Here is an 18,043-nt window from a genome sequence, read left to right as displayed (position 1 = left end):
GCGGCACGGCACTCCTCACGGGCAGATTCAGGGGCGTCGTGGCCGACCGCGAGAGGTGGCCTGGCTCCGGAACTCCATGGTGCCATCCGAACGTGGTCTCAGCCCCGGTTCTGTTCGACCATCCAGGCGGCGACCTGCGTCCGCGAGGTGAATCCCAGCTTGGCGAGCATGCGCTGGACGTGTCCCTCGGCGGTCCGTTGCGCGATGAAAAGCCTGCCGGCGATCGCGCTGTTCGTCAGCCCCTCCGCGACGAGGCCGGCGACCTGGAGCTCGCGTTTGGTCAGGGTGGGTTTGTCCGCGGCGGCCGGGCTCCGAGGCGGCGCGGAGGACTCCGCCAGTGCGTACGCGACGGCCTTCCCGAAGCTTCTGGAGGCACCTTCCCGGTAGCTCGCGTCGTAGGACTCCTGCCCGAGTGCCTGGCGGGTCTGCCGCTCGCACTCGTCGTGGTGTGCGCGCCAGCTCGGGATTGCGATGCTCTGCACGCCCCCCATCTGCCGTATCGCCTGTGCGGAGCCGAGCAACACCGCGGACCTCGGGTAGTCGCCGTCGGCCGCGGCGGTCCACGCCAGGCAGTCGAGACATAGCGAGGAGCCATACGGATCGTCGAAGGATCGGCACAGTCGCAGCGCCCGTTCCACCAGCACCATCGCCCGCGGCGGATCGGTCGGCCACACCGTCAACGCCAGCGTCTGCAGGGCCCACGCCCGGAACACGACCTCGCCGCGCGGCTCGGTGATGTCCAGCATCTGCTGCAGGCAGTCGGCCGCCGTCGCCGTTTGTCCGAGTAGCCCGCGGGTAACCTCGACACCGGTCAGGACGGCGAGCCGCAGGAGGTCGTTGTCGGCGGGGCACTTCTCCAGGGCCGAGTCGAAATATGTTGCCGCGGTGGGCACGTCATTCGTCGTCAGCGCGAGAAGGGCCGCGGCGTAGTCGGTGGTCGCGGCGCCGACCGGGTCGTCCGGATCTGCTGCCGCGCGAGCCCATCCGACCCATTCCGTGCCGGCAGCGATGTCGCCACGGAAGCCGTTGAGCACCGCGCCGAGGGCAACGGTGCGCACCCACTCCGTGCCGCGCGGAACGCCCTCGACGGTCAGCATTCGTTCGGTCCAGTGGGCGCCCTCGTTGAGCTGGCCGCTGGCGAGCCAGAACGGGAACAGCGCGGCCGTGATCCGGAGGCCGACCGCCGCGTCGCTCGGCCCCGTCATGCTGGCGTCCAGTGCCTCACGAAAGTTCTGCTGATCCAGCTTCAGTCGGGCGATCCAGTCCAGCTGGCGGGGGCCGATCCAGTCGGCTTCCGCCCGCAGCGCCAGACGCTGGAACCAGTGCCGGTGGCGTCGGCGCATCTCCGCGTACTCGCCGGACTCCGCCAGCTTCTCGAGGCCGTATTCGCGGATGGTGTCCAGGAGTCCGTACCGGCCGGTGGCCGCCGATTCCTCGTGAATCAGGATCGATTTCTCCACCAGTGACGCAACCAGATCGAGCAGCGCATCCGGAGTCAGGTCGGCGCCGCAGACATGTTCCACGGCGGCGAGCTCGAAGCTGCCCGCGAACACCGACAGCCGAGCCCACAGTTGCTGTTCCTCCGGCGTGCACAACTCGTAGCTCCAGTCGACCGACAGCCGGAGGGCCTGCTGCCGTGTGGGGGCGGTGCGTCCGCCACCGGTCAGGAGCGTGAAGCGGTCGGTGAGCCGTTGCAGGATCTGCTCGGGTGACAGCGCCCGCAATCGCCCCGCCGCCAGCTCGATCGGCAGGGGCAATCCCTCGAGCCGGTGGCAGATCCCGGCCACGGCGGCCATGTTGTCCTCGGTGAGCGTGAATCCCGACACGACCGCGGCGGCGCGGTCGGCGAACAAGGTCACGGCGTCGTAGTTGGGCAGCGCCCCGAGATCGAGCCGCCGGTCGGGGGCAGGTGCGCTCAGTGACGGCACCCGAAGCGTCGCCTCCCCGGCGATGCCGAGCGATTCCCGGCTGGCGGCGAGAATGCGCAGCTCAGGGCAGCGTTGCAGCAGGGTTCGGGCCAGGTCCGCCACCGCGTCGACAAGCTGCTCGCAGTTGTCGAGCACCAGCAGGGTCTGGCGCGGTTCGAGAAACTCTGCGAGGACCGTCTGCATGGGCTGGGCCGAGAAGGACTTCAGTCCGAGGGCGGCCGCGATGACGCCGGCCAGCAGCGACTCGTCGTGTAGGTCGGACAACTCCACCAGCCACGCGCCATCGCGGAAGCCGCGCTGGGTGCTCGTCGCGATCCGCAGCGCGAGGCGGGTCTTCCCGACGCCGCCGATTCCGGTGAGCGTCACCAGGCGGGAGGTCGACAGCTTCTCTTTCGCCTCGGTCAGCTCGCTGCGACGGTCGACGAAGCTCGTCAGGTCCGCTGGCAGGTTTCCCTTCGTGCCCCGCGTCGAGTATCCGGTCAGCTGGCGCGTGTCGCTCGTCGATGGTCGACGATCGCTGCGCTTCGGACTCGCGACGGACTTCAGGGCCATCTCGTCGACCGGAAGACCGTGGCGGAACTGGATCTCGCGCAGGACGTCGCCGAGCTCTGCCGCCGTCGGGCGAGCGTCCGAATCGGCGGACATGGCGCGCTCGACGGCGGCGGCCACGTCGTCGGGGATGTCGAGTTCGCGCAGGTCCGGCCTGGGTTCGAAGGCCGGGTGGCCGGTGAGGGCGCAGCACACTGTCGCGCCGAGCCCGTACACGTCCCCTGCGGCACTGGGCGGGCCACCGCCGAGGATTTCGGGTGCGGTGAAGGCCGGAGTCGCCGTGAACGTGCCGGTGGCGGTCTCGAACTCGTCCGGCAGGTGTGCGATGCCGAAGTCGGCGAGCGCCGGTTCGCCGTAGTCGGTGAGGATGACGTTGGCGGGCTTGATGTCGCGATGCAGGATGCCGATGCGGTGCGCGGACTCCACCGCGCCTGCCAGCTTGACGCCGAGTTGCAATGCCTGTTCGAGCGACACGGGACCGTTGTCGCGGATGCGCAGGTCGAGCGAACGTCGCGGGTGATAGGGCATCACCAGGTAGGGCAGGCCGCTCGCGGTGGTGCCGACCTGCAGCACGTTGACGATGTTGGGATGCCCGGTGAGCCGACCCATCGCCCGCTGCTCCCGGAAGAACCGGGTGAGATTCTCCTCGTCGAGGCCGGCGGTGAGCACCTTCACGGCGACGGTGCGGTCCAGCGTCGCCTCCGTGCCGCGGTAGACGACACCGAAGCCACCGCGGCCGATCTCGGTCGCGTCGGTGAACCCGGCGGCGGCCAGCTCCGATGTCACCGAGGAGGTCACATCGCGCTGGGCCGCGGACTGGTCGTTTCCGGCCATCGGTCAGGTCGACCTGTCGCGCGTATGGCGTCCTGGACGATGCGGCACGGCACTCACCTCGGCAGCAGATCCGGCCTGGCTCCGGAACTCCATAGTGCCACCGGCCCGGGGCGCTCTACCAGCGATCGTGCGCGCCCCGCCCGGGTAGTCGGTGCGCTGTGATAAGCCTGAGCCGACCATCGGGGAGTCCGAACCAGAGGGGAGCACGTGCTGACGCTGCACCGCGCCGAACGCTCCGACACCCTGGCGGCCGCGCTCGCCGACGTGCTGACGAGCCCGCTGGCCGACCCGTTCGCCCGCGAGGTGATCGCGGTCCCCGCGAAGGGCGTCGAGCGCTGGCTGACGCAGCGGCTGTCGGCCACCCTCGGCGCTGTGGACGGTGACGGGGTCGCGGCGAATATCGAGTTCCCGTCGCCGACCCGGCTGGTGGACGAGGCGCTGGCCGCGGCGACCGGGATGACCGCGGACGAGGATCCGTGGAACCCGGCGCGACTGCTCTGGACGCTGCTCGGCGTCATCGACGACGTTCTCGACGAGCCGTGGGCGTCGGTGCTGGCGCGACACCTCGGCAACGGCACCGACGACCACCGGCGCGGCCGCCGCTACGGCACCGCCGCGCACCTGACCGAGCTGTTCCGCAGCTACGGCGCGCAGCGGCCGGCCATGCTTCAGGACTGGGCTGCCGGACGCGACACCGACGGCACCGACGGCCCGCTCGACGACGACCTGCACTGGCAGGCGGAGCTGTGGCGGCGGCTGCGCGGGCGCATCGGCACCCCCAGCCCGGCCGAGCGTCTGGTCGACGCCTGCGCCCGGCTGCGCGAGGAGCCGGGCCTGCTCGACCTGCCGGACCGGATCTCGGTGTTCGGGCCCACCCGGCTCACCACCGCCCAGCTCGACGTGCTGTCCGCGATCGCCGCGAATCGCGATGTGCACCTGTGGGTTCCGCACCCCAGCCCCGGCATGTGGGCGGCGCTGGCCGATCGCGCGCCGGAGGTGACCCGCGCCGAGGACGACGGCGCGCTCGCCGTCACGCACCCGCTGCTGGCCGGCCTGGCCCGCGACGTTCGCGAGCTGCAGGCCCGGCTGAGCCGGCCCGGCATCGAGCACGCACACCACCGCGTCGCCCCGACCCCGGACACCCTGCTCGGCCGGCTGCAGGCCGACATCGCCGCCGACCGCGCGCCCGCCGCCGGAGCCGCGCCCGACGGCAGCGTGCAGGTGCACTCCTGCCACGGCCCGGCCCGGCAGGTGGAGGTGCTGCGGGAATCCCTGCTGCACCTCTTCCAGGATGACCCGAGTCTGGAGCCGCGCGACGTCCTCGTCATGTGCCCGGACGTGGAGACCTACGCGCCGCTGGTGCGGGCCGCGTTCGGTCAGGAATCGGTGGGCCACCCCGGGCATCGACTGCGGGTGCGCCTCGCCGATCGCGCACTGCACCAGACCAATCCGGTGCTCGCCGTTGTCGCGACGCTGCTCGGGCTGGCCGACGGCCGCGTCACCGCGAGCCAGGTGCTGGACCTCGCCGCCGCCGAACCCGTCCGCCGCCGGTTCCGGTTCACCGACGACGACCTCGAGCGGCTGCGCGAGTGGACCACCGCCGCCGGGGCGCGGTGGGGATCGGGCCGTTGCAGCGCACCGACTTCGGGCTCGGCGACTTTCCGCAGAACACCGTGCGGTCGGCGCTGGACCGCATCCTGCTCGGCGCCGCCGCGGACGGTGCGGACGGCCAGTGGCTCTCGCTGTCGCTGCCGCTCGACGACGTCGACAGCAACGACATCGACCTCACCGGACGGCTGGCCGAGTTCGTCGACCGGCTCGACGTGTCCCTGCGCGGGCTGCGCGGCCCGCAGCCGACCGACCGGTGGTCGGCGGGCCTGGCCCGGGCGCTGGACCTGCTCGTCGACGTGCGCGAGCGCGACGCCTGGCAGCTGGGGCAGGCGCAGCGCGAGCTCGCCGCGGCCGTCGAGCACGGCGGCGACCGCGAGCTGCGACTGGCCGACGTGCGCGCGATGCTCCGCGCCCGCCTGGCCGGGCGGCCGACCCGCGCCAACTTCCGCACCGGCGAGCTGACCGTGTGCACGATGGTGCCGATGCGCTCGGTGCCGCACCGCGTGGTGGTGCTGCTCGGCCTCGATGACGAGGTCTTCCCGCGCGGCGCGGGCGTCGACGGCGACGACGTGCTCGCGCGCAGACCGCTGCCGGGGGAACGGGATCCGCGCAGCGAGGACCGCCAGCTGCTGCTCGACGCCGTGATGTCCGCGAGCGAGAAGCTGGTGCTGTTCTACACCGGCGCCGACCCGGTCAGCGGCTCGCGGCGGCCGCCCGCGATCCCGCTCAGCGAGCTGTGCGACGTCCTCGACACCATGGTGGGCCGCGAGGACGCGGCGCTGACGCGGCATCCGTTGCAGCCCTTCGATGCCCGCAACTTCCGGCCCGGGGACCCGTTCAGCTTCGACGCCGCCGCGCTGGCCGGGGCGCGGGCCGCGCAGCGCCCACCCGAACCGGAGACCGCGTTCCTGGCGGCGCCGCTGCCGCCGACCACCCAGGGCGACGTCGACCTCGCCGAGCTGGTCGCGTTCCTCGTCCACCCCACCCAGGCGTTCCTGCGACAGCGGCTCGGGCTGCGGGTCCCCGAGCTGGACGAGGACATCGCCGACGCGCTGGACCTGGAGCTGGACCCGCTGGCGAAGTGGGACATCGGCGAACGCATGCTCGCGACGCTGCTCGCCGACGACCGGGACTTCGCCGACGGCGTCGCGGACTTCCGGGCCGCCGAGTGGCGCCGCGGCACGCTGCCGCCGTTCGGCCTGGGGGAGGGCGCGCTCGGCGAGATCGAGGCGACGGTGCGCTCCCTCGCCGCCGCCGGACGCCAGCCCGGCCGCGCCGAGACGATCGACGTGGACGTCGACCTCGGTTCCGGCCGACGGCTCACCGGCACCGTCGGCGGCGTGTACGGGACGGTGATCGCGCGGACCACGTTCTCGCGGCTGGCGCCCAAGCACCGCCTGACGGCGTGGGCGCAGCTGCTGGCGGTCGCCGCCTCGGCCGGGCCGCGCGAGAGCGCCTGGCGCGCGGTGACCACCGGCCGCGGCCAGTACCGCCGCCCCGCCTGGCAGTCCACCCTCACCGCGCCCGAGGACGCGCTGGCCCGGCTGGTGCGCCTCGTCGAGCTGCGCGACCGGGGCCTGCAGGCGCCGCCGCCGATGGCGACCGGCGCCTCGGCGGCGTACGCGGAACGCCGCTCCGGCGGCGCCTCGGTGGAGATGGCGATGGAGGCCGCGGGCAAGGAGTGGGGCGGCACCTTCGGCGACGTCACCGACCGGCACCTCGGCTACGTGTACGGGGCCGCGCCCGCGCTGTCCGTGCTCACCGCGGCGCCGGATCCGGTGGAGGGCAGCGTCTTCGGCGCGGTGGCCCGCGAGCTGTGGGACCCGCTGCTGGCGGCCGAGACGTTGGGAGAACCGTGAACGGGCGCACCGCCTTCGACCTGCTCGGCCCGCTGCCGAAGGGCACCACGGTGCTCGAGGCGAGCGCGGGCACCGGCAAGACCTACGCCATCGTCGGCCTGGCCGCGCGCTTCGTCGCCGAGGCCGGGGTGGACCCGGCGAGCCTGCTGCTGGTCACGTTCAGCCGGGCCGCGACGAAGGAGCTACGCGAGCGCACCCGGGAGCGGTTCGCCTCCGCCGCGGCCGGGCTCGCGGACCCGTCGAGCAGCCGGGACCCGCTCGTCGCGCACCTCGCCGACGCCGACCCCGACACCGTGGCGCTGCGACGGCGCCGCCTGCTGCAGGCCCTGTCGGACTTCGACGCCGCCACCATCGCCACCACCCACAGCTTCTGCCAGCGCATGCTCGACGGCCTCGGCATCGCCGGGGAACGAGACCCCGACGCGGTGCTGGTCGAGGAGGCCACCGACCTCAACGCCGAGGTGATCGGCGACCTGTACCTGAGCACCTTCGGGCGCGGCGGCTCGCCGTCGCTGTCCCCGGGCGAGGCGCGAAAGGCGGCGCGGGCGGCCATCTTCGACCCGCAGGCGCACCTCGCGCCCGACGACGCGGACGGCACACCTGCGGCGGACGCGGCCGCGTTCGCCGCCGCGGTGCGGGCCGAGGCGCGCCGCCGCAAGCGCGCGGTCGGCGTCCGCGACTTCGACGACCTGCCCGCCCTGCTGCACGGCGTGCTCACCGACCCCGTGCACGGCCCGGCCGCGTGCCGCCGGGTCCGCGACCGCTACTCGGTGGTGCTGGTCGACGAGTTCCAGGACACCGACCCGCTGCAGTGGGGGATCCTGCGCAGCGCCTTCCACGGGCAGTCGACGCTGATCCTGGTCGGCGATCCCAAGCAGGCCATCTACGCGTTCCGCGGCGCGGAGGTGCTGGCCTACCTGGACGCGGTCGGCGCCGCCGACAGCCACCAGGAGCTCACCACCAATTGGCGCAGCGACGCCCCGCTGCTGGACGCGCTCGCGCACCTGCACGGCGGCGCCGCGCTCGGCCACCCGCAGATCGTGGTGCACCCCGTCGACGCCGCGAAGAAGGGGTCGCGCATCGGCGGGGCGGTGCCGTTGCGGCTGCGGCACCTGCCGCGCGCGGGCGCGGGACCGTTGGGCAAGACCGGCTTTCCCGCCGTCGGGCCGCTGCGCGGGCGGGTGGCGGCGGACCTGGCCGCGGACATCGTGGGGCTGCTCGGCGGCGGCCAGACGGTGGACCGGGGCCCCGGCCCGCGGCCCGTCGAGCCCGGCGACATCGCGGTGCTGGTGCGCACCAACGCGCAGGTCGCCCTCGTGCACGACGCGCTGGACCGGGCCGGGGTGCCCGCGGTCACCGTCGGCGGGCTGAGCGTGTTCCTCACCCCCGCCGCCCGCGACTGGCTGTGGCTGCTGCAGGCGATCGAGCAGCCGCACCGCTCGGACCGGGTGCGGCTGGCGGCGCTCACCCCGCTGCTCGGGCGCACCGCCGCCGAGCTCGACGGCGCGGGCGACGACGCGGTGGCGCAGATCGGCGGGCGGCTGCGGGACCTGTCGGCGGTGTTCGCGCAGTCCGGGTTTGCGGCGCTGTTCGAGCGGCTGGCCGCGTGGAGCGGGCTCGAGGCCCGGATGCTGTCGCGGGCCGCGGGGGAGCGGCGCCTGACTGACCTGCGGCACGTCGCGCAGCTGCTCAACGAGGCCGCGGTCGCCGAATCCCTCGGGCTCACCGCGCTCACCCGCTGGCTCACCGACCGGATGCGTGACCCCGCGATCGGCGGCGTCGACCGCAGCCGTCGCCTCGACAGCGACGCCGCGGCCGTGCAGATCGCCACCGTGCACGCCACCAAGGGCCTCGAGTACCCGCTGGTGTACCTGCCGTACGCGTGGGACGCGGCGAAGAACCCGAAGCCGGACAAGCTGTTGCTGCACGACGCCGACGGCCGCCGCATCCTCGACGTCGGCGGGCCCGAGGGCCCCGGCTACAACGAGCGCAAGAAGCGGCACGACGACGAGGAGGCCGGGGAGGAGCTGCGTCTGCTGTACGTCGCGCTGACCCGGGCCATGTGCCAGCTGGTGCTGTGGTGGGCGCCCGCGTACTCGACGAAGGCGGCGCCGCTGCACCGGATGTTGCTGTCCCGGCGGCCGGGCGAGCTGGCGGTGCCGGCCCAGGAGCGGGTGCCCGCCGATCCGGATGTGGCGCAGCGGCTCTCGGCCTGGGCGGGCGACTCCGAGCTGGTGCGGGTGGAGGCCGTCGGCGCGGACCCGATCGTGGTGCCGGAGTGGACGCCGCCACAGGAGGAGGTGGGGAGCTGGCCGCCGCGCGGTTCGACCGCGACCTCGACGCCGCCTGGCGGCGCACCTCCTACTCGGCGCTGACCGCGCACGCGCACGACGCCCCGCCCAGTGTCGGCAGCGAGGCGGAGGAACCCGAGCTCGACGACGAGCCGGACGAGCCGCCGCTGGTCGCGCCCACCGACGCGGTGGGTCTGCCGTCGCCGATGAACGGGCTGCCCGCCGGGGCCGCGTTCGGCACCCTGGTGCACGCGGTGCTGGAGGAGGTCGACACCGCCGCCGCGGACCTGGAGGCCGAGCTGGTGCGCTGCTGCCGCGAGACGGTGGCTGCCGGGTTCTCGGGCGTGGACCCGGACGCGCTGGCTGCGGCGCTGGTGCCGGTCCTGCACACGCCGTTGGGTGACGGGCACACGCTCGCGTCGATCCCGCCGTCGGATCGGTTGCCGGAGCTGGACTTCGAGCTGCCGCTCGCCGGCGGCGAGGACGCCGACGCGGAGGTGACCCTCGCGGGGGTCGCGCCGCTGCTGCGTAGGCACCTGCCCGCCGGCGACCCGCTCGCCGGCTACGCGGCGCTGTTCGAGACCCTCGGCGCGGCCCCGCTGCGCGGCTACCTCACCGGCAGCATCGACGCGGTGCTGCGGCTGCCGGGGCCGCGGTTCGTGGTGGTGGACTACAAGACGAACCGTCTGGCGCCGGGCGATCTCACCACCGCCGACTTCACCACCGAGGCGATGGCCGCGGAGATGATGCGCGCCCACTACCCGCTGCAGGCGCTGCTGTATGCGGTTGCGCTGCACCGTTACCTGCGGTGGCGGCTGCCCGGCTACGACCCGGCCACCCACCTCGGCGGGGTGCAGTACCTGTTCGTGCGCGGCATGGCGGGCCCGGACAGCCCGGCGGGCGCGGGCGTCTTCGACTGGTACCCGCCTGCCGCGCTGGTGACCGAGCTGTCGGACCTGCTGGCTGGAATCGAGGGGGCGCCGTGACCGAGGTCCAGGTGGCGCAGCGCGGCAAGGGCGCGCTGCGGGTGTTCAACGAGGCCGGGGTGCTCGCCGCCGCGGACGTGCACGTCGCGTTGCGGCTCGGCGCGCTCGGCGGGGAGGAGGCCGAGGCGGCGCTGCTGGCGACCGCGTTGGCGGTGCGCGCGGTGCGCTCCGGCTCGGTGTGCCTGGACCTGGGCCGGATCCGCGAGGTCACTGTCGACGTGCCCGCGGACGGGGAGCCGGTGGACCTGGAGGCGCTGCCGTGGCCCGAGGACGCCGACGTGCTGGCGGCGCTGCGCCGCAGCCCACTGGTGATCGGCGGCGACAAGGGCCCGTTGCGCCCGTTGCGGCTGGTCGACACCGAGGACGGCGGGCTGCTGTACCTGGAGAAGTACTTTCGGCAGGAGCAGACCATCCGGCGGGTGCTCGACGAGCGCGCCCTCGGCCATCCCGCGGTGGACGAGGACCGGCTGCGGGCCGGGCTGGCGGAGCTGTTCGGCGGGTCGGCCGCCCCGGACCGGCAGCGGATCGCCGCGGCGGTGGCCGCCACCCACCGGACGGCGGTGATCGTCGGCGGCCCCGGCACCGGCAAGACACACACGGTGGCGCGGGTGCTGGCGCTGCTGATCGCCGAGCACGGCGCCGGGCTGCGGATCGGGCTGGCCGCGCCGACCGGCAAGGCGGCCGCCCGGCTGCAGGAGGCGGTGCGCGAGCAGGCCGAGGACGTGAAGCTCCCGGCCGGGCTGGCGGCGATGACGCTGCACCGGATGCTCGGCTGGCAGCGGGTGGGCGCGAGCCGGTACCGGTACAACGCCGGCAACCACCTGCCGTACGACGTGGTGGTGGTCGACGAGACGTCGATGGTGTCGCTGACGATGATGTGCCGGCTGCTCGAGGCCCTGCGACCGGACACCCGGCTGGTGCTGGTGGGGGACCCGGATCAGCTGACGTCGGTGGACGCGGGCGCGGTGCTGGCGGACCTGGTGGCGCGGCCGGTGACCGGGACGGAGAACCCGCTGCTGGCCCGGGTGGTCGGCGCGGACCTGGACGCGGCCGACGATCCCGACGAGGCCGCGCTCGGCGCGGGGGAGCGGGACCGGTTGCGCGGCGGCGTGGTTCGGCTCAGCCGCGGTCGCCGCTTCGGCGGCGAGATCGCCCGGCTGGCGGTGGCGGTGCGGGACGGGGATGAGGACGTGGTGATCGCGATCCTGCGGTCCGGGGCGGACGGGGTGTCCTTCGTGGCGCCGGACGACCTGGCCGCGCTGCGCTCGGACGTGGTCTCCGGCGCGGCGGCGGTGACCGAGGCCGCCTCGGCCGGTGACGTCGCGGCGGCGCTGCGGGCCTCGGAGGCGCACCGCCTGCTGTGCGCGCACCGCGAGGGCCCGTTCGGCGTGGAGTGGTGGGCGCGGTCGTCGATGGAGTGGATCGGCGCAGCGACCGGGACCCGGCTGGACCCGGACCGCTGGTACGCCGGTCAGCCGCTGCTGGTGACCGCGAACGATCACGAGGTGCGGATCTACAACGGCGACACCGGCGTGGTGGTGGACCGCGGGGACGGCGAGCTGGTGGCCGCGTTCGCCCGCGGCGAAGAGCCGCTGCTGCTGCACCCGAGCCGGCTGTCCGCCGTGCAGACGGTGTACGCGATGACGATCCACCGCAGCCAGGGCAGTCAGTACGACACGGTGTCCGTGGTGTTGCCCGGCGAGGAGTCGTCGCTGCTGACGCGGGAGCTGTTGTACACAGCCATCACCCGGGCGCGCGGGCACGTCCGGATCGTCGGGGACGAGGCCTCGGTGCGGGCCGGGGTGCGGCGGCGGGTGTTGCGGGCGAGCGGGTTGCGGCGGGGGTAGTTCAGGGGGCCAGCTCAGCGGGGGTCGTCGAACAGGGTGAGCTCGGCCGGGTCCTCGAACAGCTCCATCTGCCGCGGAGGTTCCACGGGGGCGCGGGTGCCAGCCCGGGCCGGGAGAAGCTGACGACCCGGAGGGCGCCGCTGAGCGCGGCCAGGGTATCGGACCAGGCCGCGGCCTCGCCCTCGCACAGCGCGATCTCGTCCGGATCCGCCTCGGCGCGAGCCTTTTCCAGCGAACCACGCCACTCCGCCGCGCGTTCCGCGCTGATCCGCATGTACTCGAGGATGGTGGTGCGGTCGCGTTCACAGACGTCGGCGGCCGTCTCGGCCGCGAGGTCCCCCTCGCCGAAGAGCACCAGCTGCATCACCGCCATCAGCGACGGCGGCACGTCCGGGACGCACTCGTGGTCGGCGGAGGGAGAGGGGGTGGTGCGATAGCCGACGGCGTCGAAACGGGCGGCGAACGATCGGTCCACGGTCGCGAGGAAGGCGGTGATCCGGTCGAGCAGGTCGGTCAGATGACGTGGCACGAAGGGAAATCCGGGCACCTCGATCACCGCGTTGAGGCGATCCTCGCGCAGGACGAACCGCAGGTGCGACCAGCGTGCGGTGAGGTCGGCGACCGTCTCGGCGGCACGTGTTCGGCCCCCGATCCGGTAGAGCAGCGGCACCCACAGCCGGACGACGGGTTCGGTGGCGTGCGGGATCACGAACACCGCGTGCCCTTCGATGGTCAGGACGAAGTCGCCGTCACTGTCGACCTGCGGCTGGTCGCCGAGCAGGTCGGTGAGGGCGGCCTCGACGAGATCGCGCAGGTGGTCCGGGTCGCGCGGGGCGACCGCGAGCATCGGGTCGACGTCCGAGGCGAGCCAGTCCCGCACGGTGGGGCCGGTGAGATGGCCGGCCCGGCTGCCGATGGCCTCGGCCCGCAGGAAGCTCGGGTGCGGCACGCTCCACACGTCGCGGAAGGCCGCCACGGCCATCGAGGCGAGTTGGTCGGACCACCGGACGGTGCGGTCGAGGAAGTGGGCGGGCGAGCCGTCCCCGGGATCGTCGTCGGGCGCGCACGTGGGGTGCTGCCAGCCCAGCTCGATCAGCAGCGCCTCGTCGGCGGGGGACAGCGCGAAGCGGGGGTCGAGGAAGGCGTTGGACGGTACCTCGCAGCGCACCAGGTCCTCGGCCCAGGCCAGGAACTGCACGCAGGGGAGGTAGCCGCCGACGCCCGGTTCCTCCGCGAGCTCGACCACGAGGATGTCCTCGCCGCGCATCGTGCCGATGTGGTCGGCGAGGGTGCCGCGAAACTCACGCCACGCCAGTTCGACGGCCTGGTCGAACTTTTCGAGGTCCGGCAACGGTGTGGTCCCATCTGCAGCGCGCTCCGGCCGCACTCCCGACCGTCGGCATGCAGGGTAACGCGAGAGACCGACTTTCTGGCCCAGGACGCGACGGAGCAGGCGCTCGGCTTTTGCCGAGCGCCTGCTCCGTGCTGGCTTGGTTGGTTCGACTACGAGGAGGTCGTCGCGGTGATGCCGAGGTCGCCCTCGACGTGCTCGCCGTTGTCGCCGCACGCGCAGTCGCCGCCGCAGCCCCCGCCATCGCAGTCACCGGCGTAGCTGTCGTCGTCGGCGTCGCAGTCGATGGTGCCGCCGAACTGGGCCGCGAAGTCGTCGTCGAGGTCGTGGGTGAGGTCGTGGATCTCGTCGATCAGGTTGAGCAGGTGCTGCGGCGCGAACGGGTCCGCGTCGACGAGCGTCGAGACCAGCAGGTGCTCCTCGCTGAGCGCGAAGCGCAGGCGCGGCCACTCCTCCGACAGCGCGACCAGCTGCGTGGTGGCCTGCGCGCGGTCGGTGATGCCGGTGACGATCGACGACCACACGTGCAGCTGCGGTCCGTCGTCCGCGACCGTCACGTACACCGCGAAGCCGTGCACGGGGATCGCGATGTCGCCGTCCTCGTCGGTGTCCGGCTCGGAGCCCAGCAGCTCGGCGAGGGTGCGCACGGACAGGGAGTGCAGCTTGTCGCGCGTGTCGGTCGCGATGGCAAACGCACCGTCTAGCTGAAGCGGCTGGTCGTCGGTGGTGTCGTGGTCGCTCATGAGTCCTCTGTCCTGCATCGGCGGAGTGCTGGACCACAATATCGCGGGGCGAGGGTCTTCGCCGCAGTGCCTACCTTGTGCACTGCGGCGACCGGACGCGCCGGTCTCCAGGCCAAATGTTGGGTGAACGGTCTGTTTCCGGGAACTCGGGTGCATTCGCCCTTTGCCAGCAGTACGAGAAGTTCCACGTACTGCGACGAACGAGGTCATGAATTCGAAAGAGGTCGTGACTTCGTTCTTTGGTTGATCTCGCCATTCGAGTACCATTCTTGCCGACGTGGGATGAGTGAGCACCGGTCCCCATTCTCGATGTCATCCGGCTTCGTCGGTGGTTCGGAGGAACCCCAGCTCGCGCTGCGCAGCATGCATCGCGGATCGACAGCTCTGTCGCCGGTGTCTCGAGTGCGTGCATGATCGCTGGGGTGAAGCTCGGCGATCAGGTCGCCGCTGCTGTCCAGCCCGTGGATCCCAGGCGGCTCGGCGTCACCATCTCTCTTCGCGGTTCCTAATCCCAATTCCTCTACATCGACGAATTCGGATGCACTTCAGGGATGAACCTCTGAGACGCCGTGACTAGGCGTGACCGTGAGGGCGACGCACGGCGGGGTCCGTCTCGCTATCAAGGAAATGAGATGCCGAGGGGGCGCTGGGCGGACGTATCAGTGCCCAAGATGCGTGGCCGCGTTCCCGGAGAACGAGGCGCGGCCGGCAAACCGTTCGATTGAGCGTCGGGTGTTCAGCGACCAGGTGGTGACTTAAATGCGGCTCGGATTTCGGAGGCCGATTCGTTGATCGACGGTGTCGACGCAGGTCGGGGACCGGGAGGTCCACTAGGATCTGCCTGCGAACAACACGACGTGGGGGAGCCGAATGCTGACCGTAGATCCGAGACTGCTCGATGCCGCCCGCGAGTCGGTGAACTTCGGACTTCTCGCGCCGATCGAGCCCCTGCTCACCATCTACGGGGCCGGCGCCGAGTCCGGTGTCTACACAGATCCCAATGGTGCGCTGATCAAGTGTCGCCAGTTCGGCGAGGTACTCGCCGAACAGCTGATCCGGCGTAGCGGCACCCGGTTCGACGGCTTGAAGCAGTTCGAACGGATCAAGGCCCTCGAACGCGCCGGAGTGCTCACTGAGGCCGCTGCCGACGCTCTGCACAACATCCGGCAGATCGGCAACGAGGCCACCCACAGCCACCTGTTCAACGTCCGAGCCGCACTGCGGTCGGTGGAACAATGTTGGCAGCTCGGCAACCTGCTCCGGCTTGCACTCGCCCCCGACGATCAGAGGCCGCGCAGCTTCATCGCACCGCGCCCGCCCATGCCACCGAAGGTTGTCGAACCCGGCGACCAGGAGCAGCTCGACGCGATCAACCGTCGGCTCGCCGCCTCTCAGACCGAGCTGACCGAGACGTTGACCGTGCTCGACGCTGCCAAGACCGCGCAGGCGGCGGAGGCCGAGGCGCGGCGGGCCGCCGAGGCGGAACTCGCGGACGCCCAGCAGCGCGAAGTTGCGGTCGCCGCGCGACTGGCCGCCCTCGAGCAACAGCTCGCGGCGCTGCAGGACTCCGGCGCGCTCGCCTCCCGCGAACCGACGAAGGTGTCCACCGCCACCGGCAGCACCTTTTCCAAGGCGTTCCGCCGCCGACCCCCACTCAACGAGGTGCAGGCGCGCCGCGTAATCGACGCTCAGCTCGCCGCGGCGGGCTGGGTGGTCCAGGACTACGCCGATGTCAACCCGTCCGCGGGGGTCGGCGTCGCGGTGCGCGAGTTCCGACTCTCGACCGGCTTCGCCGATTACATCCTCTATGTCGACGGCAAGATGGTCGGCGTCATCGAGGCCAAGCGTGAGGGCACCGCGCTCGTCGGGGTCGAGCATCAGACTGCTAAGTACTCGGTAGGTCTGCGGAAGGAGGATCAGCTCGCGGCCTGGCGGCGCGGCGAGCCGCTTCCGTTCCTCTACGAGTCCACCGGCGCGGAGACCCGGTTCAAGAACGGGCTGGACCCGAAACCGCGGTCCCGGGAGGTGTTCACCTTCGCCAAGCCGCAGACCATCCGGTCATGGATGCAGCAGGCCGACGAGCGTCCCGATGCACCCACCTTCCGCGCACGCCTGCAGCACATCCCGGAGCTCGACCCGAAGGGGCTGCGCCCCAACCAGATCAAGGCTGTCAAAGGCATTGAGAAGTCCCTCACGGGCAGCCGCCCTCGCGGCCTGGTGCAGATGGCGACGGGCGCCGGCAAGACATTCACCGCCGTCACGTCGAGCTATCGGCTGATCAAACACGCAGGCGCCTCGAAAATTCTGTTCCTCGTCGATCGCAACAACCTCGGTGAGCAGGCCCAGTCCGAGTTCGACAACTACGTCCCGATCGACGACGGCCGCCGCTTCGGCGACATCTACAACGTGCAGCGCCTCGCCGGCCACGCCGTCCTCGGATCGACGAACGTTGCGATCTCCACGATCCAGCGGCTGTTCCTGATGCTGCAGGGCAAGGACCTGCCCGACGCGGACGTCGACGACGATGTGGACGGTGAACTCGTCGAGCCGGAGTCGCCGGTGGATGCGGTCTACAACCCGGAGGTGCCGCCGGAGGCGTTCGACCTGATCATCGTCGACGAATGCCACCGCTCGATCTACGGACGCTGGCGTGCGGTCCTGGACTATTTCGACGCCCCGATCATCGGACTGACCGCGACCCCGACGAAGCAGACCCTCGGCTTCTTCGACCAGAATCTGGTGAGCGAGTACACCTACGAAGAGTCGGTGATCGACGGGGTCAACGTCCCCTTCGACGTCTACAAGATCCGCACGGAAATCACCGAGCAAGGCGCCACGATCGAAGCGAAGACCGTCGTTCCGGTGCGGGATCGCCGGACCCGGGCGCAGCGCTACCTGGAACTCGACGAGGACTACTCGTACACCGGGAATTCGATCGGCCGGGACGTGATCACCGAGGATCAGATCCGGTTGGTGCTCACCACGTTCCGGGACCGGCTGTACACCGAGATCTTCCCGGGCAGGTCGGCGGTGCCGAAGACTCTGATCTTCGCGAAGACGGACGCGCATGCCGATGTGATCGTCGAGCAGGTACGCGAGGTGTTCAACGAGGGCGCCGACTTCGCCGCCAAGATCACCTACAAGTCGAAGGGCGAGGGCAACGACCCCAAGCGGCTGCTGCAGGACTTCCGCAACAGCCCGTCGCTGCGCGTCGCGGTGACGGTGGACATGATCGCCACGGGCACCGATGTGCGCGCCATCGAGTGCGTGTTCTTCCTGCGGTCGGTGCGTTCCGCGGTGTACTTCGAGCAGATGAAGGGCCGTGGCTCCCGGATCATCGGGGCGGACGACTACGCGGCACTGACCCCGGATGTCGCGAAGGGCTTCAAGAAGGAGCGGTTTGTCATCGTCGACGCGGTCGGGGTCACCGAGTCGCCTCTGGTGGACGCGACGCCGATGGAACGCGACCCGTCGGTGTCGCTGGAGAAGCTCCTGCAAAAGGCAGGCACTCTGACGATCACCCCGACGAGGCGTCCAGCCTTGCGGTGCGGTTGGCCAAGCTGGCCTCGCAGCTCGACGCCTCGGAGTCCGCTGAGCTGGCCGAGGCCGCGGACGGCGTCGAGCTCCGCGAGATCGCGAAGCGGATCGCCGCCGCGAGCGACTCCGATGCCGTGCTCGATGCCGAGCAGCGAGGAGGGAAAGCGGAGGTGGCCAACCAGCTTCACGATGGCATCGCTCCGCTCTCGAACCCCGAGTTGCGCAGAGCGATCCTCGACATCCGCCGGAAGAAGGACCTGATCTTCGATCAGGTCAACGCGGACACGCTGCTCGGCACCGACCGTGTCGCGTACGGCAAGGGGACTCACGAGCCGGTCCGTTCGTTCCGGGAGTACCTCGCCGAGCACCGCGACGAGATCACGGTGCTTCAGGTGCTGCACGGCAGCGCGCCGGGCCGACCGACTTATGCCGAACTCAAGGCGCTCGCCGAGCAGGTGGCGCGGGTGCCCGCGATCGGCAGTATCGAGACGCTGTGGCGCGCGTACG

General features: G+C 71.8%; 5 protein-coding genes and 3 pseudogenes. 5 read left to right on the top strand and 3 right to left on the bottom strand.

The features are described 5' to 3' along the window. Positions 1 to 98: 98 nt before the first annotated feature. Positions 99 to 3,311 carry a protein kinase domain-containing protein gene (locus BTZ20_RS18250; RefSeq protein ID WP_077042334.1) on the bottom strand — a complete coding sequence of 1,071 codons (3,213 nt, stop codon included), beginning with the start codon at positions 3,309 to 3,311 and terminating at the stop codon, positions 99 to 101. A gap of 207 nt (positions 3,312 to 3,518) precedes the next feature. Here BTZ20_RS18250 and recC point away from each other — a divergent pair. The 3 genes and pseudogenes from recC (at position 3,519) to recD (ending at position 11,905) form a co-directional block, all read left to right on the top strand. Next, a pseudogene (recC, locus tag BTZ20_RS18245) lies at positions 3,519 to 6,781 on the top strand (exodeoxyribonuclease V subunit gamma). Further along, a pseudogene (locus BTZ20_RS18240) lies at positions 6,739 to 10,058 on the top strand (UvrD-helicase domain-containing protein). The pseudogenes recC and BTZ20_RS18240 overlap by 43 nt, the downstream one beginning before the upstream one ends. Further along, on the top strand, positions 10,055 to 11,905 hold the full coding sequence (recD, locus tag BTZ20_RS18235; RefSeq protein ID WP_077042333.1) for an exodeoxyribonuclease V subunit alpha: 1,851 nt from the start codon (positions 10,055 to 10,057) through the stop codon (positions 11,903 to 11,905). The pseudogene BTZ20_RS18240 and the gene recD overlap by 4 nt, the downstream one beginning before the upstream one ends. 1 nt (position 11,906) lies before the next feature. Here recD and BTZ20_RS18230 read toward each other — a convergent pair whose 3' ends face one another. Together BTZ20_RS18230 and BTZ20_RS18225 are read right to left on the bottom strand one after the other, a co-directional pair. Next, entirely contained in the window at positions 11,907 to 13,256 is a 1,350-nt protein-coding gene (locus tag BTZ20_RS18230) for a T3SS (YopN, CesT) and YbjN peptide-binding chaperone 1 (RefSeq protein WP_083742742.1), read from the bottom strand. A gap of 152 nt (positions 13,257 to 13,408) precedes the next feature. After that, the gene (locus BTZ20_RS18225; RefSeq protein ID WP_077042332.1) at positions 13,409 to 13,999 is read right to left on the bottom strand and encodes a T3SS (YopN, CesT) and YbjN peptide-binding chaperone 1; all 591 of its coding nucleotides are present in this window, start codon (positions 13,997 to 13,999) and stop codon (positions 13,409 to 13,411) included. 870 nt (positions 14,000 to 14,869) lie between these two features. Between BTZ20_RS18225 and BTZ20_RS18215 the strand changes: the two genes are divergently transcribed. Then, the gene (locus tag BTZ20_RS18215) at positions 14,870 to 17,797 is read left to right on the top strand and encodes a DEAD/DEAH box helicase family protein (RefSeq protein ID WP_223263397.1); all 2,928 of its coding nucleotides are present in this window, start codon (positions 14,870 to 14,872) and stop codon (positions 17,795 to 17,797) included. Further along, positions 17,707 to 17,991 (top strand): annotated as a pseudogene (locus tag BTZ20_RS29915) (hypothetical protein); the annotation flags it as partial. The gene BTZ20_RS18215 and the pseudogene BTZ20_RS29915, both read left to right, overlap by 91 nt. Positions 17,992 to 18,043: the final 52 nt, after the last annotated feature.

The organism is Rhodococcus sp. MTM3W5.2 (assembly GCF_001984015.1).
In the GTDB taxonomy this organism is placed as follows: domain Bacteria; phylum Actinomycetota; class Actinomycetes; order Mycobacteriales; family Mycobacteriaceae; genus Rhodococcus_G; species Rhodococcus_G oryzae.
Note: the sequence above shows the minus strand (reverse complement) of the source record. Positions and strands in the feature narration are given on the sequence as shown.